Raw genomic sequence first — 21,484 nt, 5'->3', positions numbered from 1 at the left:
GTGCTCCACTCCTTACTTCCAATCTGTGTAGAGGTCTGTCCTGCGGTCCCGCCACGTCGTTACAGAACCTTTCTCACGCACACTGTACAGCAGCTCCAGATCCAGATCGGCGGTAATGATCATATCGTCATTAATTTCACCTTCGGCGAGCAGACCTTGCGGCGGAAAAGGAATATCATTCGGCGTAATGACCGCTGCCTGGCCGAAATTGGCGCGCATCAGGTCGACAGTCGGCAAGGAGCCTACCGTCCCCGTCAGCACCACATAGATCTGATTCTCAATCGCGCGGGCGTGGCTCGTATATCTTACCCGGTGGAATCCATGGCGGTCATCCGTACAGGATGGACAGAAAATCACGTCTGCACCTTTGGCTCTGGCCATGCGCACAATTTCCGGAAATTCAATGTCATAGCAGGTCAGCATAGCAATGGTTCCTTTATCGGTCTGGAATACCTCCAGCCCTTCTCCCGCCCCCATATTCCAGCCTTCGACTTCTGCAGGTGTAATGTGCAGCTTGGCCTGCTCGGCAATTCTTCCATCCGGATAAAAGAGATGCGCCACATTGTACAGCTTGTCATTTCTGCGCAGTACGTGGGTTCCGCCAATAATATGTACACCGTACTTCCGGGCATAACCAGAGAACATTTCCCGGTAACGGCCGGTAAACTGCGGCAGGTCGTTAATTCCCAGGGCTTTACCCTGTTCATCACCTATGGACATTAGCTGCGTCGTCAAAAATTCGGGAAACAGGATGAAGTCGGCGCTATACTCCTCCGCTGTCTTTATGTAATGCTCGCATTGAGCGGAAAACTCCTCAAATGAAGAGATCGTATGCAGATGATATTGCACAGCAGATACGCGAAAAGCCATATTGGAAGTCCTCCTAATGATTAATCAAGATTGTTTAGATAAGCAACCCTTTCACACGCCGGGCGCCTTCCTTAGAAAGTACATAAAATTTTACCATACCGGCGAAAAAAACACACTTTCCCGGGGTAGTAACTAGATGTCCGAAATGCAAAAGCGGCCCCCAGAGGAGCCGCCATTCGTGCAGGACCAAGCGGTTCCGCTGCCGGATAATTATTCTGTTCCTTTAAAAGTCAATTTCAGCTTCCAGGTGGTACCGCCGTCTTCCGTAGCGTACAGGGAGGAACTATTGACGCCTTTCATGGCCATCCAGCCCGCTTTGCTGCCGGTAAAGGATATCATTCCGTCAACTCCAGAAATGGCCGGCTGATTTGACCACTGCTTGCCGCTGTTATAGGTCCTGCCAACGGCTACCTTCTCTCCCGCCGGAGAGAAGCCGAACAGAAAAGCGGTGCTGTTGCCGACCAGCTGCATGTTGCCCGGTTTCCCGGAAGCTGGTCCAGTCTTGAGCGGCTCGGCGCCGCTGCCCGGCGCAGGTCCGCCACCAGCCGAATCCTCGGCAATTACTCTGCGCCAGCTGTTGCCCTTATTACCGCTGGCATACAGTGAATAAGAGGTCTGCGACATACCGCTCCCCCCGTATAGCAAGGCGTATACTTGATCGCCCTTCGCATAGATTCGTCCTGATTCAGGATAGTCAAAGGCGGACTTCAGGCTAAGCTTCCAAGTGGAGCCGCCATCCGTAGTCTTCATGATCCGGTAGCCGGAACCCGGTGCAGTTACAACTGCCCAACCGTTACTGCGGCTGCTGAACTCTGCGCCGCTCGTGTTGGCCGGTGTTGAGATCTTGCTCCAGCTAAGGCCGCCGTCCGCAGTGTAGTAGGTAGAGGTCCGGTTGTACCCAAAGCCGTGCATCCTGTCTGTAAAATCGATTCGCTCAAAAGTTACCGCCTTGTCCGAAAGTCTCTTCCAGGTAGAGCCTCCGTCAGAGGTTGTAATCAGATAGACCGCTGAACCATCTTGAACTGAAGCCAGCGCCCAACCTTTGACGTTGTCCGGGAAATCCATTTGGCGGAAGTTCCATTGTCCCTTGTAGATCTCCTGAAAGTGACAGCCGCCATCCGACGTACCGATCATAAAGCCGTTTCCTGCCGCCCGGCCTGTATCTGCGCTCAGAAACTGGAGATCGTTAAAGCTGGGCGGTGCGCTTTGGGTGCTGCTCAGTTTCGCCTGCAATTCCTGCAACAATCCGTGATCACCGCTGCCGCAGGCAGGTGCCGGTGCTGACGCTGCCTGCGCCGGTGAAGCGGATGCTCCCCAGCCGGAAACCGCCAAAAGGCCCGCCGAGAGGAGCGTTAAAGCCGTGTGATGTATTTTATGGGTCCAATTCATGAGAACACCTCCTGTAAGATATATACCCTTTTCAGTAAACACTACTCTGTTATACTCCCCCGCCGCTGCTCGATCCACCAGAGAAAATCACAAAAAGAAGACAATTTGGTCACCGTCTTCAAACGGCTCCCTCTTATCTCTTTTGATGCAAAGTACAGGTCTCCTGAATATCTGATCCCATCCTTCCCCATAATGAAAATTAATGAGGAAAAAAGAATACAGCTGTCGTTTCCTATAATTTAGATATTTATAAAGAAGGAGCCTGATGCCATGCCGCGCGATTCTGATAAACCCAAGGCAAAGAAACACCGCTTCCGCGGGCTGTTCCGGCTGCTGGCCGTCATGACCGTACTGTTGCTGCTCGCTTCCGGGGCATTGATCGGCTATCTATATCAGAAAGACCTTCCTCCGATCGGAGATGATATCCGCTCCAAGCTGCTCGATTCCCGGGGCAATGTGCTGGCCACCTTCACCAACGATGGACGTAGCCGGGACCCTGTAAAGCTGGAAGAGATTTCTCCGCTGCTCATACAGGCAACACTGGCCGTGGAGGACCGTAAGTTCTACGACCACTCCGGCTTTGATCTAAAAGGTATGGCCCGGGCTGTACTCGTCAATCTGGAGGCGGGCAAACGCACGCAGGGGGCCAGCACCCTGACCCAGCAGCTTGCGCGCAATCTTTATCTGACCCATGAGAAGACCTGGACCCGTAAGGCGAAGGAAGCTTTATATACGATGCAGCTTGAGATGAAGTTTAGTAAAGACGAAATCCTGAACATGTATTTAAATGAAATCTATTACGGACATGGAGCCTACGGCATTGAAGCGGCTGCACGAATGTATTTCGGCAAAGCTGCGGCGGATTTGGATCTGGCCGAGAGCGCCATGCTTGCCGGGATTCCCAAGGGCCCGACCTACTATTCGCCGTATACGCATATGGAGAATGCCAAGAAGCGGCAGGGCATCATTTTGTCTGCGATGGCCAATGTAGGCGATATTACCGATGCGGAGGCCCAGACGGCAGCCCGGGAAGGCTTGAATTTCAAGCCTCAGGGTCAGAAGGACACCACTGTAGCCGCACCTTATTTTCGCGATTATGTGCGCAGTCTTGTCATCGACACCCTCCATATCAGCAGCGATGAGCTGGACCAGGGCGGGCTGAAAGTCTATACCACCCTTGATTCCGATATGCAGCAGGCGGCAGAGGATGCTGTCGATAAAGGAATGGACGGCAGCAGTGAGCTGGAGACCGCCCTTGTCTCCATCGACCCCCGCACCGGTTATATCAAAGCGATGGTCGGAGGCACAAATTACCGCACCAACCCGTTCAACCATGCCTTGGCCACAACGCGCCAGCCGGGATCTTCCTTTAAGCCAATTATGTATTTGACCGCACTCTCGTCCAAGACGATGACCGGACTGTCTGTCTTTAACAGCCAGCCGACGCTGTTCCATTACGACAATAACCGCAAAACCTATCAGCCCCGCAACTTTGGCGACAAATATCTTGGAGAGATCAATATGCGTCAGGCGATTGCCGCCTCTGACAACATTTATGCCGTGAATACCATTATGAAGGTAGGGGCGGATAAGGTCGCCGAAATGGCCGCTAATATGGGTATCGGCAGCCCGCTGCAAAGCGTGCCCTCACTAGCGCTCGGCACCTCGCCGGTCAGTCCGCTGGAGATGGCCTCAGCCTTCGCGGTGATTGGCGGCGGAGGGGCTAAGCTGCCTGTGACGGCTATCCTCAAGATTACTGACTCCAAAGGCAATCTGCTCTATGAAGCTCCACAGGGCCAGGGGCAAAAGGTTGTCGAGCCGGCAGCGGCCTATGTGCTGACCCGGCTGATGGAAGGTGTATTCGAGAGCGGCGGTACGGGAAATCGTGTTGCCTCCGTTATCAAACGTCCCGTGGCCGGCAAGACCGGCACCACTGACACCGACGGCTGGATGGTCGGCTTCACCCCCGAGCTGTCTACCGCAGTCTGGGTGGGCTATGATAAAGGGCGTGAAATCGCCACGTCTGACGGAAGGCGGGCTGCGCCAATTTTTGCGGAGTTCACGGAAAAAGCGCTGGCAAATGTCCCGCCAAAAACTTTTCCGATTCCCGACGGCGTAGTCAGCGTGTACATTAACCCGCAATCCGGCAAGCTGGCCACAGCCGCCTGCCCCGAGAAGGAGCTGGAAACCTTCATCAGCGGTACAGAACCTACGGAATATTGTGACCAGCATGGTGCAGGCGAAGACACCGCTCCATCCGGCGGATCAAAGGACAGCGTAGTCCCTGCCAAGGATGAACATTCCTTGTGGAGCGACATTAAACGCTGGTGGATGAACTGATCCTTGTTGCAGCCATTGCCCCGTCTGCGCTACGATGGGACCAATGAACGGCAGAAGCACAGGCTTTAAGCCCTGCTTCGCCAGGGAGAGGTGCCATCAATCTATGAATGCGAATAACGCTGCCAGCGGCAGGGAAGCGTTCCCTTCTTCTCCACTTCTGTCCCCGGAGATCTATGCGCATACAGCGCTTAGGGCCGCGCCGCTTCTTCTTGGCCAGCACCTGGTCCGGCGCACGGAAGACGGGGATATACGCTGCCGCATCGTGGAAACGGAAAGCTACGGAGGCGCCGAAGACAAAGGCAGCCATGCTTATGGCGGCCGCCGCACCGCCAGAACCGAAGTAATGTTCAGCTCCGGAGGCACCGCCTATGTATATCTCATATATGGTATGTACCACTGCCTCAATGTGGTAACCGCCGCGCAAGACAATCCGCATGCGGTATTAATCCGCGCGGTGGAGCCGCTCACTCCCGCCGATGCGGAGCGGATGGCATCTTACCGGGGCATAGGCATCAAGAAGCCGTCCGACCTGTCGGGCGGTCCGGGCAAGCTCTGCCGGGCGCTGCGGATCGACAAAAGCCTGAATGAAATCCGCCTGGACGTACCGGGCGGGCCGCTCTGGCTGGAGCAGGGCGCAAGCCCCGAAGCTCTTGATATTGTACAGGCTCCCCGCATCAATATTCCCTATGCTGAAGAATATGCGGAGCTGCCCTGGCGTTTCTATCTCAGGAACAATCCTTACGTTTCGGTAAATGATAAGCAGGCCAGCTCTTTCAGAGTTTAAAGATTTCCCTGCCTGTTTCGGTATCCCGGAATTGGGTAAAAAATAATGAACCCTAATCAGCCTCTGCTAGCGGACCTCCGCAGGCAGAGGTTTTTCATCCCTTTATTCGCCAAATTCCTATAAATGTATGCGCTTCCCCCGTTCTCTTAACTTACAATTACTGTTATAATCATAGATATCCACACAAAAATATAAAGATGCAAATGAGGGACATGAGATGAAAGATACAGGCATGATCCGGAGTTTAGACAGTCTTGGTAGAATTGTGGTTCCCGTAGAAATCCGCATGACACGTAATATTGACATTGGAGATCCTATCGAGTTCTTCATTCTGAATGAAGAGATTATTGTGCTCAGAAAGTACACCTCTACAGAATGCACTTTTTGCAGAAGCCTTGATCATGTAACTTACTTTAAAGATCAGTTTATTTGCAACAGCTGCCTCAAAGAGCTGGGAGATCCCGGGCTTGTTTCCGATGCGGCAGAGCAACCGGTAAGTCCTGTTGAAGACAACACTGCATTACTGCGTGGCGGCCGGAGAACAAAGACAGAGGAAATGAGCCAGCGTCTCGAGAAGGCCATCGCGGACCATCCGTATGCCAACCAGAAGGAGCTTGCCGAGGTTCTTGGCATCAGCCAGGCCAGAGTCAGCCAGCTAAAGCGCAAGATCAATGCAGCAGGCAGATAAATGAACACAAACATCTTGATTCATCCCTCATGAGCATTCAAAAGGCTTGGCCTTTCCCGTTTCGGGAGGGCCAAGCCTTTTAGCTTGAAACAAAGTATGTTGCAGGGGACATCTCCTATTCCGACAGTGCCGCTTTCAGCTCTTCCGGAGAGGCATTCCACCAAGCTTCATTATGAGAAATCAGCAGTGATTTAAGCGCCGCTCTTTCCACTGTACCGAGCCCCTCCAGAATGATCTTCCGCTTCAGAGCAGCATCCAGCTTGTTCACATGATCGGCAAGAATTTTCCAGCCGCGCCGTGCCTCTGTATCAATCCACATCTCGCAAGCGGTAATGCCCCCGTAGAACTGGCCCTCCGCCGTACGGTCTACAGCTACCCAGACAACCCAGACCTGTCTGCCCGCCGGCACATCCTCGCGGTTCATGGAGAACTTAATCCCCTTCTCTACCTTACTCTTGGCATGCATGGCACCGATATCGATAACTGCTTCACCGCCGTCAATAATAACGGGCGATACATTGTTCAAATCAATGGAGCCTGCGCCGAAGCCTTTATGTTTGCTCTTGGCATTCACAATATTTAAGGCAATCTGTTTCTTGCCCTCCGGTTGTACGTTATCCACAAGTGCACATCCTTTCCTTTCACTAATAATTTAATTTTAGCTAATAATGCGGCGAATGCAAACATATACATCCCGTAGATGCTTGTCACGGGAGGAATCACAGTTATGAAGCCACTGTCATTAAGGTACATTATCGTCTTTGCGGCCCTGTCCGCCCTCACTCTGCTGGGAGGGGGAATAGGGGTCCTTTCAGGGTATGGTGCAGAGCACAGCCCTGCCGTTCTAACTGCTGCTGTTCAAAAAGAGGCCAAGTCCCCCGCTGCCCTGCCTAAGCCCAAAGCCGTGCAGCCCGTTCTTCCCGAGAGCACTCCCCTTCCGGTCTCGAAGGCGTTAAGCCAGCGGGTAGTGGAGTATCATATCGACGTGCAGCTGCTGCCGGACACCACCTCTCTAAGAGCCTCAGAGACGGTGACCTGGACTCACCCGGGCCTAAAACCGGTACAAGAACTCTACTTTCATCTTTATCCAAACGCATTTGCTTCTGAGGATACTACGTTTATGAAAGAATCTGGAGGCGAACTCCGGGGTGATGCCATGCCGGCGAACGGATTTGGCAGCATGACCCTGACCGATCTCCGGACTACGGAGGGAGTCTCGCTCATGCAGCGGCTGCAATACGTGCAGCCTGATGATGGCAATGTCAATGACAAGACACTCGTAAAGGTGCATCTCCCGCAGCCGGTTAACGGAGGGGAAAGCGTAACGCTTAAGGTCCAGTTTGAAGTTAAGCTGCCCAAAATATTCGCCCGCATGGGTTCCGCCGGCAATTTCGTGATGGCCGGGCAATGGTTTCCCAAACTGAGCGTCTATGAACCTGCCGGTACCCGGGGTGTACAAGAGGAAGGCTGGAATCTGCACCAATATCACGGAACATCCGAATTTTACAGCGATTTCGGTATCTACAATGTAACCATCTCCGTCCCCCCCAATTATATCGTTGGCGCAAGCGGGTTCCCGGTCAAGAGCGCCAAGCTGAAGCAGGATCAGAAGGTGTACCAATTTTATGCGGATGATGTACATGATTTCGCCTGGGCCGCTTCTCCGGACTTTGTGGTAGCCGAGGAGGCCTTCTCTACAGACCATGTACCGGGCGTGAGAATCAAGCTTTATCTGGACCCGCTGCATAAACATCTGCAGGAGCGTTATTTCCAGGCAGCGAAGGCCGCCCTGACCAACTTCAGCAAATGGTACGGACCTTATCCTTACTCTACATTATCCATCGTCGTACCTCCCAAAGAGGGCAACGGCGCCGGCGGGATGGAATATCCCACACTGGTTACTGCTTTTGGCGCAGCTGAGGCTTCTCCAGGAACCTCTCTGGAGCGCACGGTCATTCATGAGATCGGCCATCAATATTTCTACGGGATGTTAGCCAGCAATGAATTCGAGGAGGCCTGGCTGGACGAAAGCTTCACTTCCTACGCCGAAGACAGGCTGATGGAGCAGGAGTATGGGGTATCATCCAATCATGTCCTGCAGGCCAGCCTGGTGACATCCTCCCAGCCGCTTGACCTGGAAACCTGGAAATACACTCCTGCCGATTCCTATGCCAGAAATGTGTACATCCGCGGCAAGCTGGTGCTGAAGGATATCGAACAGCAGGTCGGAACCAAGACGATGGATACCCTAATGGCGGCCTATACCCGTAAGTTCCGCTTCCGGCATCCTTCTACCGCTGACTTCCAGAAAATCGTGGAGAAGGTGACCAAAAAATCCTGGCAAGCCTACTTCGACCAATATGTATACAGCGGCGGTTCTCCGGATTTTTCGATTGATCATATTAAAATCTCTGACCCTAAAAAAGAGGGCGGCGATGATAATGCCCGTTACGAAAGCTCAGTAGCGGTCAGCAATAAAGGAAATCAGTATGGTGACGTCCCGATAAAGTTCACCTTCCTGGATGGCTATACCGTCCAGCAGTTTTGGAATGGAACAGAGAAGGAAACCACCTTTCAGCTAGCCTACAAAGCGCCTCTTTTGTCCGCAGAGATTGATCCGGAGCACTCCATTCTGCTGGAGAGTAAGCATCTCAACAATTTTAGACTGGCGGAGCTGGAGCGAAAGACGCTCTCCCGCTGGACGCTTAGTGCAACGAAGCTGCTTGAAACCCTGCTCGGAACTCTTGTCTGGTGAGGTGAAGGATTGTGAAAAGATCGATAACCCGCGGCTGGTACAGCATGAAAGAGCAATTTTATATTCTGATTCTGCTTTTTATCTATCGGCTGCTTTGGGGCTATTTCCTGTACAGATTCGTCAGGTCAGCCCTCATCCCGGTGCTGCTCCGTTATCCCGATACACACGCCGGCGGCAGCGGAATAGGCAGATTGCTGTATTATATCGAAGGACAGACTGCATTGGGCACAGACCCCGGGGTGCTGCGCTGGCTCTGGCTGCTGCTGGCCCTCTCAGCGCTACGGCTGCTATGCTCCCCCTTTATCCGTGCAGGGCTGCTGCATGAGCTGCACCAGGAGCGCAAAGGGGAGCGGGGAATGTTCTTTTTTCCCGGAATGAAGCTTTACGGACTCCCCGTACTGCTGTTCAGTCTAGCGGAATGGCTTCTGGCCGCAGCACCGCTGTATTGGCTTCTCCCCAAAATGTACGGGCTTCTCCTCAGCGGTATTCTCGATTATACCCTGCTGCTGAGACTGGTTCCTTATGTTCTGGCCTGGCTCCTGTACTTCTACCTGATCCGCATTCTGCTGCTGTACATGCAGTTTGGCTTCACCGGAGGAACAGGCATGTTCTCTTCCTTGCTGGTTGGCCTAAGGGTAATCCTCCCTTCCACCTGTATATCTGCACTGTTCGGCGCCGGCGGCCTGCTTCTGCTGCTGCTCTCCGGAGTGACCGCACTTTTCTGTCCAGGCCTGCCCGCACTGCTGTTCCGGCAATTTTCACCGCTTCCCTCAACGCTGTTCAAAATGTGGAGCATAGCGGGGCAGTATCACCTTTGGTGCAGCAAAACATTTCCACAATAATTACGCCAGTCCCTTGGCATAATAGAAGAGTCACTGCCCCAGATAAAGGGCGGGACTCTTCTTTTGGTTACAACGTGATTTAGGGTATTTGCAAAACTGTAAATCCTCTGGTACAATGATGCCTGTACCAGTAGTAACAACTTTGTAATCTTTTGAAACTAATTTGAAGTAAATGAATGTGCCTTTAAGCATTTAACCTTGTCGATACGTCACTGTTTCGGTGCATAAAACGCCAAATTCCCGGCACCGGGAAGTGGGGGAACCATATTTTGGGTGAATTGATCTCGCTTTAGAGGGGTCATAGGGGAACCTTCTACCGAATCCTTAAGCTAACCTCGCAGGCCTTGGAAGGAGTACATCTTTTGAAAAGTCATAATTTTAAGAAGAAATGCACCGCAGCAGCATTAGGGCTGGTGATGGTGTTCACGCTTGGAGCAGGGAGCGCTTTCGCCGACTCCAGAATGGATACGGTTATTACAAAAACACTGGGAACGACGTATAAAACCGGAGGCATAAGCACTGCCGGCTTTGATTGTTCTGGATTCACCAAATATGTATTTAAGAATGTTGGCCTTACCTTGCCCCGCACTTCCAAAGCACAATTCAGCGTTGGAACCGCCGTATCACGGAATAACCTCCGTTCCGGCGACCTGGTATTCTTCAATACCCTTGGCAATGGAGTCTCCCATGTCGGCATTTATGTCGGCAACGGAAAATTCGCCCAATCCTCTTCATCCCGTGGTGTAACTATCAGTTCAATGAGTCAATCCTACTGGGCCAACCGCTACGTTGGAGCCAAACGAGTAATGAGCACAACAGCTTACAAAGCTATCGCTTACGATTGACATCCCTCAGGAATTTCATCCTCCAATAAATAATTGTAACTTATAGAGATCCGGAAACTGATTATTGCCGTAATCATTTCCGGGTTTTTCCTTTTTGTCTTCCTTATTCTACCTTTTACACGTATTTGAGGTCTGTGAAACACCTTTTTACTAAAAATCCCAACAAATCTAAGTTAAAGCTTACTCAGCGCGTAAATATAAGACCTTTTTAGCAAAGATAACTCTTAAAAAGCGTAAATATTATGCATTAATATGTTTTAAGTGATTGCCAACTGGCGAAGTCTTTGTTACAATTATCGCAGTGAGTTTTTAGTAACATTTTTGTAATTATTGAATCGGGTTTTACAAAGGTTTTGTCATGTATTGGTTAACAAGCTAATCCTAATCAACAGTCATGCCGAGTTCCCTAACCATTAGGGAAACGGGGGAACCGATTTTGGGTGAATTGACCTCCTATTCACAGAGGGGTCATAGGGGACCTTCAACCGAACCCTTAAGCTAACCTCGTAGGCATTTGGAAGGGGTATTCACTTTTGAAGAAGAAGTTAGCAGCAGCAGTACTTAGCTTTTCCATTATGCTTACCATCGGAGCAGGAAGCGCTTTCGCGGATTCCAAAATGGATAAAGTCATCGACAAGACCATCGGAAGTAAATACGTATCCGGCGGTGTATCGACCAACGGCTTTGATTGCTCCGGATTTACAATGTACGTTTTTGATAAGATCGGTATCAATTTGCCACACCAATCCGGTTCCCAATACCAAATGGGTACTGCCATTTCCCGGGATGATCTGAGAGCGGGAGATCTTGTATTTTATAATACAAGCGGTAAAGGTGTATCCCACGTCGGCATTTATGTCGGTGAAGGCAAATTCGCACATGCTTCATCCTCCCGTGGTGTAACCATCAGCACGATGAGTGACAGCTACTACGTCAACCGCTACGTTGGCGCCAAACGGATCATGAGTACAGATGCTTACCAATCCGTTACTTCTGATTCCCAAGACAATGATGACGTACAATAAGTTGTCGTAAAACGGGCACTCTTCCATGATTTTTGCCGAAATCTGGAGGGGGCCTGTTTTTTTGTCTATAAAATTACTTACCCCTCTCAATATCCGCCAAACATAAATCTCCCCCAAATTTCCTCCATTTTATAAAATATTTTTACCACTTTGTCAAGTTTCCGCCTTTCAGAAAATTTCTGAGTCGAATCAGGCCAGTTATGGATATAATTAGGTATAGCTAGTGCTGTTGCTCCCCATGAAAGGAGGCCGGTGGCCTTATGATTAGCTCCCCCGTTACATTCCATGTAGTTCCCATGGAGATCAGCCATGCCGAAGATATCGCCGCATGGAATTACAAAGCGCCTTATAATATTTACGAATGGATGCCTTGGTCCCAAATGGAGGCGCTTGGCATTGAATTTGGCGATCCAGAGCTACGCAGAGACCAGTATGTTTCCGTGGTCAACGAGCAAGGCATCCTTTGCGGCTTTGCGCAGTTGTTTCCGATGGAGGGTGTCGTCAGGCTGGGTATTGGAATGCGCCCCGAACTTTGCGGACACGGTCTTGGCCACATTTTCATGGAAGCCATCGTTCAGGCCGCGCTGAAGCGTTATCCCGAGCGGGAAATTGATTTGGAAGTATTGACCTGGAACCAGCGGGCGATCCGAACATACCAAAAATGCGGCTTCACGATCACGGATACTTATGAACGCCTTACTCCAACCGGAAATAAGCCATTTTATTGCATGGTCTATGATAAACAACATAACGTTCCATTAAATTGAAAATTTTTGTGTTGAAATCGTCCACTTTTTTGACACAAATGCTATGATAACGCTTAACCATCCTATATAATGTAGGAAGCAGCTTACATGGAGGGGACGGATGAAGATGCAGAAATGGATCATGGGCGGTTTGTTTTTCGCAGCCTGTGCCTTTGCGGTAGTGCTCTTGTTCACATTACCCGGCAAAGCAGAGGTCGCCGAAGAAAATAACCCGACGATGCCGCAAGTCACACTGGATGCCGCAAGCGCCGAAGCGATTGTACAGGCAAGCTGCATTACCTGCCACGGTGATCAGCTACAGGGCGGTCTAGGCCCTAGTCTGCAGCAGGAAGGCGGCCAGCATAACGCAGAAGAAATCTACACCATTGTTACGAAGGGACGCGGCCAAATGCCGTCTTTCAAGGATAAGCTTGCTCCCGAAGAGATCGCGAATGTTGCCATGTGGCTTGCAGAGAAGAAATAAACCTGACCTTAAAAATACAGAATGCCCGTACAAAGGATATTCAGAGCATCCTTGCACGGGCATTTTTATATCCATTCCTATGATAGGTCGGTTTCTCCTGCGCCTAACGCGTTTTATCGAAAGCTTCGTTAAATTCATGCGCCTGGCGGAACTCTAGCGCGGCAAGCCCGCTCTCTTCTTTTGCGGACAAGCGCAGAATTACCGTTTTGTAATCAATTGTAATATGCGGATGATGATCGAAGGCTTCCGAGATCGCGGCCACCTCATCCACAAAGGCGATACCCTTCATATATTCATTAAACATATATTTGCGCACCATCATATTCGGCTCCAGCTTCCAGCCCTCCAGCTTACTTACCTGCTCACGCAGCTCTTCCTCCGTAAAATGCAATTTGTTTCCTCCCTTACTAAGTTAGCCATAAAGTCCGTACAGCCCAGCTCCCCATATCCTTTAAACAAAACATCCCTCAGCTTCGGTAAAGTCCAAGGGATGCACCAGGATGAAGGCTTTTTTTCGGTTTAATGTATTCTAAGATCCCGGCAAATAGTACTCGGCATCTACAATTTTACCACGGGCCGCAGACAGGGGGCAAACCGTCCTCCCGTTACTCTGCTGTTCTGCTGCTCTAAACGAGTACAACCGAGGCCAAATCCTCTTCACCCAGTAAAATATTGATACGGTGCGTCTCCTTGTCATAGATAACCACACCACTGCCTACCTGGATAACAGGCTCGTTGCCCAGCGCGTAGAACAGATCCTCTGCGAGCGCTTCCCATACCTCCAGCTTGGATTCCTGCGGCAGTTCCTGCCATTCATCCGGCTCCATCTCAAAAAACACATACCCATCAGAAATACGTCCGACTGCTTCTGTCAAATCACTAAGAATCTCGCTGTAATCTCTTCCATGTTTCACACCCACGTGTATCACTCCGTTTTCTTCACAGATGAATAATAACTTACCTTATCATTATAGCCGAAAAAATGACTTCACAAAAAACGGAATGCTGTCGATAAATAAGAATATACGTGATTTGGTTACGTGCAGGGTGTCCCGCCGCTGTTCAAGGATGAAATATGCGGTCTGAACGGATCACTTCTTAATTCTCATGGACGAGGTGCATAAATGGAAATTTCAACATTACTAGGCTTAGTATTTGGTCTCATCGCAGTTGTCTGGGGAATGATGCTCAAGCATGCCCCGCTTACCAGCTTGGAAAATCCGGCAGCTTATGTCATTATCTTTCTTGGTACGACTGCCTCAATCTTTGTGGCCTTTCCCATGTCGGAGGTCAAGAATGTACCCAAGCTGTTCAAGATCCTCTTTATTAAGAAAAAGATGGTCAGCAAAGCTGAACTGATTACAATGTTCATGGAATGGGCTTCCATTACCCGGCGCGAAGGTCTGTTGGCGCTGGAGTCCAAGGTCGATGAGATCGAAGATAACTTCCTCCGTAACGGTATGCGGATGATTATCGACGGCAACGACCAGGAATTTGTCCGCGATGTGTTAATGGAAGATATTCATGCTACAGAAGATCGACATAAAGCGGGAGCCCTGATCTTCTCACAAGCGGGGATGTACGCTCCTACCCTAGGGGTATTGGGTGCCGTTATCGGGCTGATTGCCGCTCTGGCGGATATGAGTGATATGGACGTTCTGGCCCACGCAATTGCCGGAGCCTTTATTGCTACATTGCTCGGTATTTTCACCGGTTATGTAATGTGGCATCCTATGTCCAACAAGCTCAAAAGAATTTCCAAGCGCGAAATTGAAATCCGGCTGATGATGGTAGAGGGTCTGCTGTCTATTCAATCCGGAGTATCGACAATCGCTATCAATCAGAAGCTTTCCGTCTTCCTAACACCTTCTGAACGCGTCAAGCTAATCGAAAAGGGAGGCGGCTCAAATGAGCAAAAAGACTAGACATGAAGAACACGAAGAGCATGCCGATGAATCCTGGCTATTACCCTATTCCGACCTGATGACGCTTCTGGTGGCGCTGTTCCTCGTTATGTATGCCATGAGTGCTACAGACGCCAAGAAATTTGAAGACATGGCTGACGCCTTCAGCTCTGCGCTCAGCGGTGGTGGCGGTGTTCTGGAATATCGTTCCGATGCCCCGACAAATACCCAGCTTGATCAGGGTAAACAAGATAAAATGAACAGTGTTATTGATAAGAATACCGGCGAATCCGACATGGCCAAGCTGCGGGCGAAAGAGCAAGAGGATCTGGAGAAACTAAAAAAGCAGTTTGATCAATATATTGAAAAGAACGGGCTGACCGATTTGCTCAGCACAAAGCTGAATCAATCGCAATTGATGATTACCATCAGCGACAACGCCCTGTTTGCTTCAGGACAGGCTGACGTAAAGGATGATTCCCGCCAGCTTGCCAAATCAATCTCGAACATGCTGCAGCAATTTCCTGATTATGACGTCCTTGTACAAGGGCATACGGATAATATTCCAATTTCCAATAGCAGCTACTCATCTAACTGGGACCTCAGCGTAGACCGCGCACTGCATTTCATGAAAATCCTGCTGCTGAATCCGAATCTGAATCCCGTTAAATTCAGTCCTATCGGATACGGGGAATACCATCCAATCGCCCCAAATGACACAACTGCCGGACGGGCCAAGAACCGCCGCGTAGAAGTTTCTATCCTGCGCAAATATCAAGAAGTTACTGAACCAAAGGGCGTTACCCTCCCTAACCAATAATAGGCACTCAGATAAAAGAGCTGTTCCAAAGATCCCGCGGGAGATCTTCTGGAACAGCTCTTTGCTTTCTTCGGCAGCACTTTCTTACTGGCTACTGCAGCTCATAGTTTAGCATTTCCCCGAGCTCTTGCTTCTCCTGAGGCGACAGCTCACGCCACTCTCCGGTTTGCAGCGTCCCAAGGCGGATATTCATGACCCGGATGCGCTGCAGCTTTCTGACCTCATAACCAAAGGCGCTGCACATGCGGCGTATTTGCCGGTTCTTGCCTTCAGTCAGGATAATGCGGAATACCCGCTCTGTCATTCTTGTCACTTCACAGGGCAGCGTTCTGCCGCCCAGGATCTTCACTCCACTCGACATCCCGGAAATGAAGGAAGGCGTGACAGGCCGGTCTACAGTGACTACGTATTCCTTCTCATGCTTGCCTTCAGCCCGCAATATCTTGTTAACAATGTCTCCATCATTGGTAAGCAAAATTAACCCCTCAGAGTCCTTGTCCAACCGGCCGATCGGAAAGATGCGCTCCTGATGTCCGACAAAGTCAACGATATTCCCCTGAATGTGGCTTTCCGTGGTCGATGTGATGCCTACCGGCTTATTAAGCGCAATGTAGACGATCTGGCTTCCCGTTTCCAGCGGCTTGCCATCAATCCGTACTTCATCGCCCGGAACGGCCTGGCTGCCGAGTACGGCCGGCTCACCGTTAATGGTAACCCTGCCGCCTTCCACCAGCTTGTCTGCTTCACGGCGTGAACAATAGCCTGTCTCACTGATGAATTTATTAATTCTCATGATTGTCTTCACTCCGTTCTTTATTCATGCCCTGCTCTGCAGCAGGTTCAACTGGTGCGGGCAGTTTAATAATAACCTCCGTCCCGCAACCGTATTCACTGCGAATCTCCAGACTGCCTTTGTGAGCCTGGATAATCCGCTGGCTGACCATCAGCCCAAGTCCCGTCCCTGACTCTTTATTGGTATAGAACGGCTCGCCCAGCTTGGGCAGCATATAATCGGGAATGCCGCCTCCCTCGTCAGAGATCACAATAACAACGGAGTCTTCATCCATATACTGCTCCAGTGTGATGGTTCCACCGTCCGGCATGGCTTCAATGGCATTCTTGACGATATTAATAAACACCTGCTTGAGCTGGTTCTCCTCGCAATGCACCGTTGCCGGCAGCTCTGCAAACCGTGACTCAAACTCTATGCCAAAGAGATGGGCCTGGCTGCTCAGAAGGGAAATTACATCATTTAGAATGTGCCGGACATCCTTTTGCTGAAAGTGAACTGCCTGCGGCTTGGCCAAAATCAGAAATTCACTCACAATAAGATTAATTCGTTCCAGTTCGGAGAGCATTAAGTCAATGTGCAGCGGAACCAGTACCTGCTTTTCTTGTTGAAGCTGCAGGAATCCCCGTAGCGTTGTCAGCGGATTACGGATTTCATGGGCAACCCCGGCGGCCAGCTGTCCCACCGTAGTCAGCTTCTCTGAGCGTCTCAGCAGCTCTTCGATCCGGTTGCGCTCTGTCATGTCACGGGATACGTGGACAAAGGCCTGTGGGCGTCCCTCTTCGTCACGAATGATCGAGGTGCTGACACTAACTTCGACCATCGAGCCGTCCCGCTTCAGCCTTACAGTCTCTACCGGAGGCAGAACAGCGCCATTCTTCAGCTCCCTCAGCCTTTCTTCTTCCTGTTTCTGCACCGTAGCCGGCACCAGATAAGGCGGCTTAACAAGGGCATCTGCGGCACTCCAGCCGTACAGATCCTCAAATGCTCTGTTCGTACTGATGATCCGTCCATCCATATCTACAGTATGAATCGCATCGGAGGTGCCGTTAATCACCGATTCCAAATGTTCTTTAACCGCCCGGTTCTCTTCCAGTGTCTGCCCTAACCGGTTCGTATGCTGGGAAAGATGGGAGGTCATCGCATTAATCCTGTGGGCCAGCTGTCCCAGCTCATCCCGGCTGTCCACCTTTAACGGCGGCTCAAATTTGCCTTTGGCCACATCATTGACCTTGGCCAGAATATCCTGAATCGGACGGGTTACCACGCCGGCAAGCACATAGCTGCACACGAAAAAAATGATAAGCAGCAACAATGAAGTAGTGATATTATTGAACAATTGGTCTTTGATGACCGAAGAAATGACCGAATAGTCCATGACTACAGAGACAACATAATCATCAGCACCCGGCTGGCTGATCGGAATGAAGCTTTTGAGCACTCTTTTGCCAAGAGCCTCCGTATCCAGCGTGACCGGCTGCCCTTTGCCGAGGGCTGCCATCATCGCCGACTTATCCTCCTCCACATTGCCAAAGATATAGGTGCCGAATTTAATAGGACGGCTGCGCAGCTTCTCATTCACGCGGTCTTCACCATTAGGCATCATGCTTGCAGAGGCAAAGGTTTTGGGATTGATTCCTGTGACCTCCAGAAGTCCCGGATTGACCTCTTTGGACTGCTGAACGATCTCGTCGGGATTCATAATTTTGACGTAATCACTCACTGCTGTACTGCGGATGTAAGGATCTATGATGTAGTTAGTCGAGGCATCGTGATAATATCCCCACTTTTCAATGAACTTAGGATTGGAAGTCGAATATTCAAAAGGTCCGGACCAGAAATTCTCAAGGCTCTGCCCCTGCTGAACGGATACTTTCTGACCGGCAAACAGCTCGAGAAATGCGACGTACCAATACCCCATTCCTTTGGTAGGCAGTCCAATCTCACCAGGATCAGACGATTTGGCAACCACTATATCATCATTAGTCTTGACCAGAAGTGAAATATTAGACACACCGAGCTTATCCGCCAGGTACACCAGCTGTTCATTCTTCACATTCTTGATATCCGGGTCAAGCTCTTCAGAGGCTAAAATGGCAGCCATCCGCAGGTTCTGGGCCAGCTGATACTGCACATAGTTCGAGCTATAGCTGCTCTGTTCGACTGAAACGGCAATCTGCATGGCGGTCATCTTCATATTGTTTTCACTTTCATTACGCAGATTATCCCGGGCCGCGTAAAGATTCAGTGTAAGATTGAGCGCCAGGATCAGCAGTACCGAACCAAAAATAATAGCCGATAATTTTGTTTTTATGGACAAGCTGCTTTTTCACCTCTTATCCGCTGGTAAATCCTAGCGGAGTGTTCATGAATATCATACCTTTTGCCTATCCATTTGAAAAGACATTTCAGAGACGGGGCATATTTTGCGAAGCATTGAATTTTATAGGGAGTTTCTCTACAATGGATAAGAAAAACATAAGGTTAATCCACAGGCTATACACATATAAACAATTTATTAAATTCTGATGTGTACAATATTGTGTATAAGTCGGCGGTTATCCACAGAGTTATACACAATTTGTTCAGAACGAATATTTGTTCGTTGCACAAGGTACAGAATACGAAGGGAAGATGCACTTGAATATATTACTTAATGAACTGCCGCCCGAAGAGCGGGAGGCTCATGAATATTGGATGCGGGAGGCGATTGCGGAAGCCCGCAAAGCAGAGGCACTCGGCGAGGTACCCATCGGAGCAGTAATTGTCCGCCATGGCGAAATCATCGGGCGCGGCTACAATCTGCGTGAGACCACAATGGACTCTACGGCTCATGCTGAAATGGTGGCCATTCGTGAGGCCAGTATAGCTTTGAACTCCTGGAGGCTGCTTGATTGCCGGCTCTACGTTACCCTTGAGCCCTGCCCGATGTGTGCGGGGGCCATGGTTCAATCTAGAGTCCCTCTCACGGTATATGGCACAACAGACCCTAAAGCCGGCTGTGCAGGCACCCTCATGAATCTCCTGGAGGAACCGCGGTTCAATCACCGGACCGAAGTCATTCAAGGTATCTTGCAGGAGGAGTGTGCGGATCTGCTGACTTCCTTTTTTCGCCGCTTGCGCCAGAAGCCGTCCAAGCTATAGTTATTTGCAGAAATGACCAAGGAGGATCATATGTCTCTTAAACTGTACAATACGTCTCAAGGTATCTATCTCTCCCTGCTGCAGCTCCAGGATGCAGATGAGCTGCTTCAGCTGCGCCTGCGCAACAAGGTACAGCATCAGCCGTTTGAACCACTGCGCGAGGATGATTATTTTACCCTTGAAAGCCAGAAGCAGCTCGTTAGCCAGCGTTTGGAGGATACCCGTCAGGATAGAGCCTATATGTTTGGCATCTTCCTGCTGGACGGACAATTAATTGGGCAGGTTACCATTTCCAATGTGGTACGTGGCGTCGGACAATATGCCGATATCGGGTATTTTATTGACCATGAGGTACAAGGAAAAGGGTATACCAGCGCCGCTGTAGGCTTAATCCTGGAGTATGCCTTCCATGCTCTTGGGCTGCATCGGGTACAGGCTTGTATCCTGCTGCATAACGAAGGCTCCCGCCGTGTATTGGAGAAGAACGGGTTTCAGGCAGAAGGAATTGCCCGGCGTTTCATTAAAATCAACGGTCAGTGGCAGGACCACCGCACCTACGCTATTCTGGCCGATGATACTATCCGTTTCAGCGAGAAATTGAAGGATAATTTATAGCGTGAAGCATATAAATTCTTATATTTGAACAAAAAAATCCCGCATGAGCGCGAACAATACGCACGCATGCGGGATTTCTATGTTGCTTAGATTAATAAGTGCCCATTCCACCGAACTGCTGTTGCAGCTCTTCCATTGTAACTACATCATCGCCCTGCGGGATGCCAATCGTGAAGGTCTGCTTCTCATTAACTTTGCTGTATTGGTTACTTCCGGTTAATGACAGGCTGACGTTCGTTCCTTGCTCAGGATCTTTGACGATGATATCCATCAGCAGGTTCTGGTATACAGGGAAGCTATCTTTGTCGATAGCGGTATCGAGTTTGAATTGGTTGATCGTAAGATACTTGTTCAAATCAGCCAATCCTTTGTCGACCTCAGCACGGGTCTCGCTGGACTGCAGTTCTTCTTTGGCTTTGGCTAAATCAGCCTCGTCAATTTGCAGCATAGTCTTGTATTCTTCCTTACCCACAATATCAATAATCTTCGGCAGTGCATTATTCACGAGGATTGTAAGTGCTTCTTTGACATTGTCATTGGTCACCTGGAACTGAACCACTTGTTTAGCCTTGACGTCCTCCGGCAATGCTGCATCTTTAGGTTTGATGTCGGTAAAATATTTCTCTTCATCATACTCGGCCAACAGTGTGCTTACCACTTCATTGGAGAGCTTTTGCATTTTTTGCGTGTCTACTGAAGCCGGGCTCCATTCGGTGCCGCCCTGCTCTGCCAGTTCCTTCAGGTCAAGCTCTACGTACTTCCCTACAATTGTCTCCGGAAGCGGCAAGAACGGAATCGACGGTACTTTGACGTACATCTTCTCTGCGGTCATTACCATAGGGATGTTAAAGGACATCGCCATATCACCCTTCAGGTTCAGTACCATAGTCATTTCTGTCTGCATCGGATCCGCCTGGTATACCCCATTCACGGAAATATCAGCGTTCTTCAGCATACTGAGCACCATACCTGTCGTGGCATCCGTTGTACCTTCACCGGCTTCCACTGTCAGGTTGTTAATGACTAGCTTGCTCTTCATTTCATATGAAGTCAATGCAGTCGCTTTAGCGGCGGCCGATTTCAGGGCCTCTTTTGGTGCCTCTTGTTTGTTCGCGCATCCCGGCAAAATAATTGCAGCTGCAAGCAGCAATGCGGAAGCGGATAACCCCCATTTTTTGTTCATTGTTGTTCTCCTCTCCCATGTAAAAAAATTGTTTCCCCTCCTAATGATAAACCATTTGGCAAAAAGGGGAAACAGTTCATTTCTCCTTTCTTTTCCGAAGGTGTTATCCCTGCGGATTATGATGATCTACATGGTTAGCCTGTTTGACCTTTTTGGAGCCGGAAAGCGGCTTGGGCGCTGAAGAATGGTGTTCTCCTCTAGGCTCATGATTGGTGTCTACCCCGGGAACCGGCATACTTTTAGGCTTGCTCATTTTTAAT

22 protein-coding genes and 2 riboswitches are annotated in these 21,484 nt (G+C 50.0%); of the genes, 13 read left to right on the top strand and 9 right to left on the bottom strand.

The genetic code is table 11. From position 1 onward, the window contains the following. Positions 1-12: 12 nt before the first annotated feature. Together MHI45_RS19200 and MHI45_RS19195 are read right to left on the bottom strand one after the other, a co-directional pair. Positions 13-870, bottom strand: coding sequence for a carbon-nitrogen hydrolase family protein (locus MHI45_RS19200; protein WP_341119309.1), 858 nt, complete (start codon positions 868-870; stop codon positions 13-15). A gap of 210 nt (positions 871-1,080) precedes the next feature. Next, a complete protein-coding gene (locus MHI45_RS19195) occupies positions 1,081-2,259 on the bottom strand; it encodes a hypothetical protein (protein ID WP_052091736.1) in 1,179 nt (392 codons plus the stop codon). A 270-nt stretch (positions 2,260-2,529) separates the two neighbouring features. Between MHI45_RS19195 and MHI45_RS19190 the strand changes: the two genes are divergently transcribed. From MHI45_RS19190 to MHI45_RS19180, 3 genes are all read left to right on the top strand, one after another. Beyond that, positions 2,530-4,599, top strand: a complete 2,070-nt coding sequence (locus MHI45_RS19190; RefSeq protein WP_341119307.1) for a transglycosylase domain-containing protein — start codon at positions 2,530-2,532, stop codon at positions 4,597-4,599. Positions 4,600-4,702: 103 nt separating this feature from the next. After that, a complete protein-coding gene (locus MHI45_RS19185; protein WP_341119306.1) occupies positions 4,703-5,383 on the top strand; it encodes a DNA-3-methyladenine glycosylase in 681 nt (226 codons plus the stop codon). A 217-nt stretch (positions 5,384-5,600) separates the two neighbouring features. After that, positions 5,601-6,071, top strand: a complete 471-nt coding sequence (locus MHI45_RS19180) for an AbrB/MazE/SpoVT family DNA-binding domain-containing protein (RefSeq protein WP_038584528.1) — start codon at positions 5,601-5,603, stop codon at positions 6,069-6,071. Between the two features lie 115 nt (positions 6,072-6,186). On the opposite strand, the gene MHI45_RS19175 is transcribed toward MHI45_RS19180, so the two are convergent. After that, the gene (locus MHI45_RS19175) at positions 6,187-6,693 is read right to left on the bottom strand and encodes a YwhD family protein (RefSeq protein WP_038584525.1); all 507 of its coding nucleotides are present in this window, start codon (positions 6,691-6,693) and stop codon (positions 6,187-6,189) included. Between the two features lie 105 nt (positions 6,694-6,798). Between MHI45_RS19175 and MHI45_RS19170 the strand changes: the two genes are divergently transcribed. From MHI45_RS19170 to MHI45_RS19145, 6 genes are all read left to right on the top strand, one after another. Further along, positions 6,799-8,826 (top strand): M1 family metallopeptidase, encoded by a 2,028-nt coding sequence (locus MHI45_RS19170; RefSeq protein ID WP_341119305.1) that lies wholly within the window; start codon positions 6,799-6,801, stop codon positions 8,824-8,826. Between the two features lie 11 nt (positions 8,827-8,837). Further along, positions 8,838-9,668: a hypothetical protein gene (locus MHI45_RS19165; RefSeq protein WP_038584522.1), complete on the top strand. Its 831-nt coding sequence runs from the start codon at positions 8,838-8,840 to the stop codon at positions 9,666-9,668. Between the two features lie 220 nt (positions 9,669-9,888). Next, a riboswitch (cyclic di-AMP (ydaO/yuaA leader) is annotated at positions 9,889-10,027 on the top strand. Between the two features lie 57 nt (positions 10,028-10,084). Continuing rightward, positions 10,085-10,513 carry a C40 family peptidase gene (locus tag MHI45_RS19160; protein WP_052092407.1) on the top strand — a complete coding sequence of 143 codons (429 nt, stop codon included), beginning with the start codon at positions 10,085-10,087 and terminating at the stop codon, positions 10,511-10,513. 385 nt (positions 10,514-10,898) lie between these two features. Further along, a riboswitch (cyclic di-AMP (ydaO/yuaA leader) is annotated at positions 10,899-11,041 on the top strand. Between the two features lie 5 nt (positions 11,042-11,046). Beyond that, entirely contained in the window at positions 11,047-11,538 is a 492-nt protein-coding gene (locus MHI45_RS19155) for a C40 family peptidase (protein ID WP_038584516.1), read from the top strand. Between the two features lie 260 nt (positions 11,539-11,798). Further along, positions 11,799-12,305, top strand: a complete 507-nt coding sequence (locus tag MHI45_RS19150) for a GNAT family N-acetyltransferase (protein ID WP_341119304.1) — start codon at positions 11,799-11,801, stop codon at positions 12,303-12,305. Between the two features lie 106 nt (positions 12,306-12,411). Further along, positions 12,412-12,768, top strand: coding sequence for a c-type cytochrome (locus MHI45_RS19145; RefSeq protein WP_038598290.1), 357 nt, complete (start codon positions 12,412-12,414; stop codon positions 12,766-12,768). Positions 12,769-12,871: 103 nt separating this feature from the next. On the opposite strand, the gene MHI45_RS19140 is transcribed toward MHI45_RS19145, so the two are convergent. Both MHI45_RS19140 and MHI45_RS19135 read right to left on the bottom strand, forming a co-directional pair. After that, positions 12,872-13,159, bottom strand: a complete 288-nt coding sequence (locus MHI45_RS19140) for a 4a-hydroxytetrahydrobiopterin dehydratase (RefSeq protein WP_038584508.1) — start codon at positions 13,157-13,159, stop codon at positions 12,872-12,874. 235 nt (positions 13,160-13,394) lie between these two features. After that, positions 13,395-13,688 carry a hypothetical protein gene (locus tag MHI45_RS19135; RefSeq protein WP_038584505.1) on the bottom strand — a complete coding sequence of 98 codons (294 nt, stop codon included), beginning with the start codon at positions 13,686-13,688 and terminating at the stop codon, positions 13,395-13,397. A 204-nt stretch (positions 13,689-13,892) separates the two neighbouring features. Between MHI45_RS19135 and motA the strand changes: the two genes are divergently transcribed. Both motA and motB read left to right on the top strand, forming a co-directional pair. Next, complete coding sequence (gene motA / locus MHI45_RS19130) at positions 13,893-14,693, top strand: flagellar motor stator protein MotA (RefSeq protein WP_341119303.1); 801 nt, start codon at positions 13,893-13,895, stop codon at positions 14,691-14,693. After that, positions 14,677-15,492, top strand: coding sequence for a flagellar motor protein MotB (gene motB, locus MHI45_RS19125; RefSeq protein WP_341119302.1), 816 nt, complete (start codon positions 14,677-14,679; stop codon positions 15,490-15,492). The genes motA and motB overlap by 17 nt, the downstream gene beginning before the upstream one ends. A 91-nt stretch (positions 15,493-15,583) precedes the next feature. On the opposite strand, the gene rluF is transcribed toward motB, so the two are convergent. Both rluF and MHI45_RS19115 read right to left on the bottom strand, forming a co-directional pair. Beyond that, the gene (gene rluF, locus MHI45_RS19120; protein WP_038584496.1) at positions 15,584-16,285 is read right to left on the bottom strand and encodes a 23S rRNA pseudouridine(2604) synthase RluF; all 702 of its coding nucleotides are present in this window, start codon (positions 16,283-16,285) and stop codon (positions 15,584-15,586) included. Continuing rightward, positions 16,275-18,602: an ATP-binding protein gene (locus MHI45_RS19115; protein ID WP_341119301.1), complete on the bottom strand. Its 2,328-nt coding sequence runs from the start codon at positions 18,600-18,602 to the stop codon at positions 16,275-16,277. The genes rluF and MHI45_RS19115 overlap by 11 nt, the downstream gene beginning before the upstream one ends. A 320-nt stretch (positions 18,603-18,922) precedes the next feature. Here MHI45_RS19115 and tadA point away from each other — a divergent pair, with 320 nt between their 5' ends. Next, a complete protein-coding gene (gene tadA / locus MHI45_RS19110; protein WP_256718266.1) occupies positions 18,923-19,426 on the top strand; it encodes a tRNA adenosine(34) deaminase TadA in 504 nt (167 codons plus the stop codon). Positions 19,427-19,456: 30 nt separating this feature from the next. Then, positions 19,457-20,041: a GNAT family N-acetyltransferase gene (locus tag MHI45_RS19105; protein WP_341119300.1), complete on the top strand. Its 585-nt coding sequence runs from the start codon at positions 19,457-19,459 to the stop codon at positions 20,039-20,041. A gap of 91 nt (positions 20,042-20,132) precedes the next feature. On the opposite strand, the gene MHI45_RS19100 is transcribed toward MHI45_RS19105, so the two are convergent. Further along, the gene (locus tag MHI45_RS19100; RefSeq protein WP_038584489.1) at positions 20,133-21,224 is read right to left on the bottom strand and encodes a hypothetical protein; all 1,092 of its coding nucleotides are present in this window, start codon (positions 21,222-21,224) and stop codon (positions 20,133-20,135) included. Between the two features lie 103 nt (positions 21,225-21,327). Beyond that, positions 21,328-21,477 (bottom strand): small acid-soluble spore protein P, encoded by a 150-nt coding sequence (locus MHI45_RS19095; RefSeq protein WP_038584486.1) that lies wholly within the window; start codon positions 21,475-21,477, stop codon positions 21,328-21,330. Positions 21,478-21,484: the final 7 nt, after the last annotated feature.

The sequence above is a fragment of the Paenibacillus sp. FSL H3-0321 genome, assembly GCF_038002865.1.
Lineage (GTDB): Bacteria > Bacillota > Bacilli > Paenibacillales > Paenibacillaceae > Paenibacillus_AQ.
The sequence above is the reverse complement of the archived record's forward strand: the minus strand, read 5'-3'. Positions and strand labels throughout refer to the sequence as shown.

Coding starts and splice junctions, on each gene's coding strand:
- MHI45_RS19200 (WP_341119309.1), bottom strand. CDS start 870: ATGGCTTTTCGCGTATCTGCTGTGCAATATCATCTGCATACGATCTCT.
- MHI45_RS19195 (WP_052091736.1), bottom strand. CDS start 2,259: ATGAATTGGACCCATAAAATACATCACACGGCTTTAACGCTCCTCTCG.
- MHI45_RS19190 (WP_341119307.1), top strand. CDS start 2,530: ATGCCGCGCGATTCTGATAAACCCAAGGCAAAGAAACACCGCTTCCGC.
- MHI45_RS19185 (WP_341119306.1), top strand. CDS start 4,703: ATGAATGCGAATAACGCTGCCAGCGGCAGGGAAGCGTTCCCTTCTTCT.
- MHI45_RS19180 (WP_038584528.1), top strand. CDS start 5,601: ATGAAAGATACAGGCATGATCCGGAGTTTAGACAGTCTTGGTAGAATT.
- MHI45_RS19170 (WP_341119305.1), top strand. CDS start 6,799: ATGAAGCCACTGTCATTAAGGTACATTATCGTCTTTGCGGCCCTGTCC.
- MHI45_RS19160 (WP_052092407.1), top strand. CDS start 10,085: ATGGTGTTCACGCTTGGAGCAGGGAGCGCTTTCGCCGACTCCAGAATG.
- MHI45_RS19150 (WP_341119304.1), top strand. CDS start 11,799: ATGATTAGCTCCCCCGTTACATTCCATGTAGTTCCCATGGAGATCAGC.
- MHI45_RS19145 (WP_038598290.1), top strand. CDS start 12,412: ATGCAGAAATGGATCATGGGCGGTTTGTTTTTCGCAGCCTGTGCCTTT.
- motA (WP_341119303.1), top strand. CDS start 13,893: ATGGAAATTTCAACATTACTAGGCTTAGTATTTGGTCTCATCGCAGTT.
- motB (WP_341119302.1), top strand. CDS start 14,677: ATGAGCAAAAAGACTAGACATGAAGAACACGAAGAGCATGCCGATGAA.
- rluF (WP_038584496.1), bottom strand. CDS start 16,285: ATGAGAATTAATAAATTCATCAGTGAGACAGGCTATTGTTCACGCCGT.
- MHI45_RS19105 (WP_341119300.1), top strand. CDS start 19,457: ATGTCTCTTAAACTGTACAATACGTCTCAAGGTATCTATCTCTCCCTG.
- MHI45_RS19100 (WP_038584489.1), bottom strand. CDS start 21,224: ATGAACAAAAAATGGGGGTTATCCGCTTCCGCATTGCTGCTTGCAGCT.
- MHI45_RS19095 (WP_038584486.1), bottom strand. CDS start 21,477: ATGAGCAAGCCTAAAAGTATGCCGGTTCCCGGGGTAGACACCAATCAT.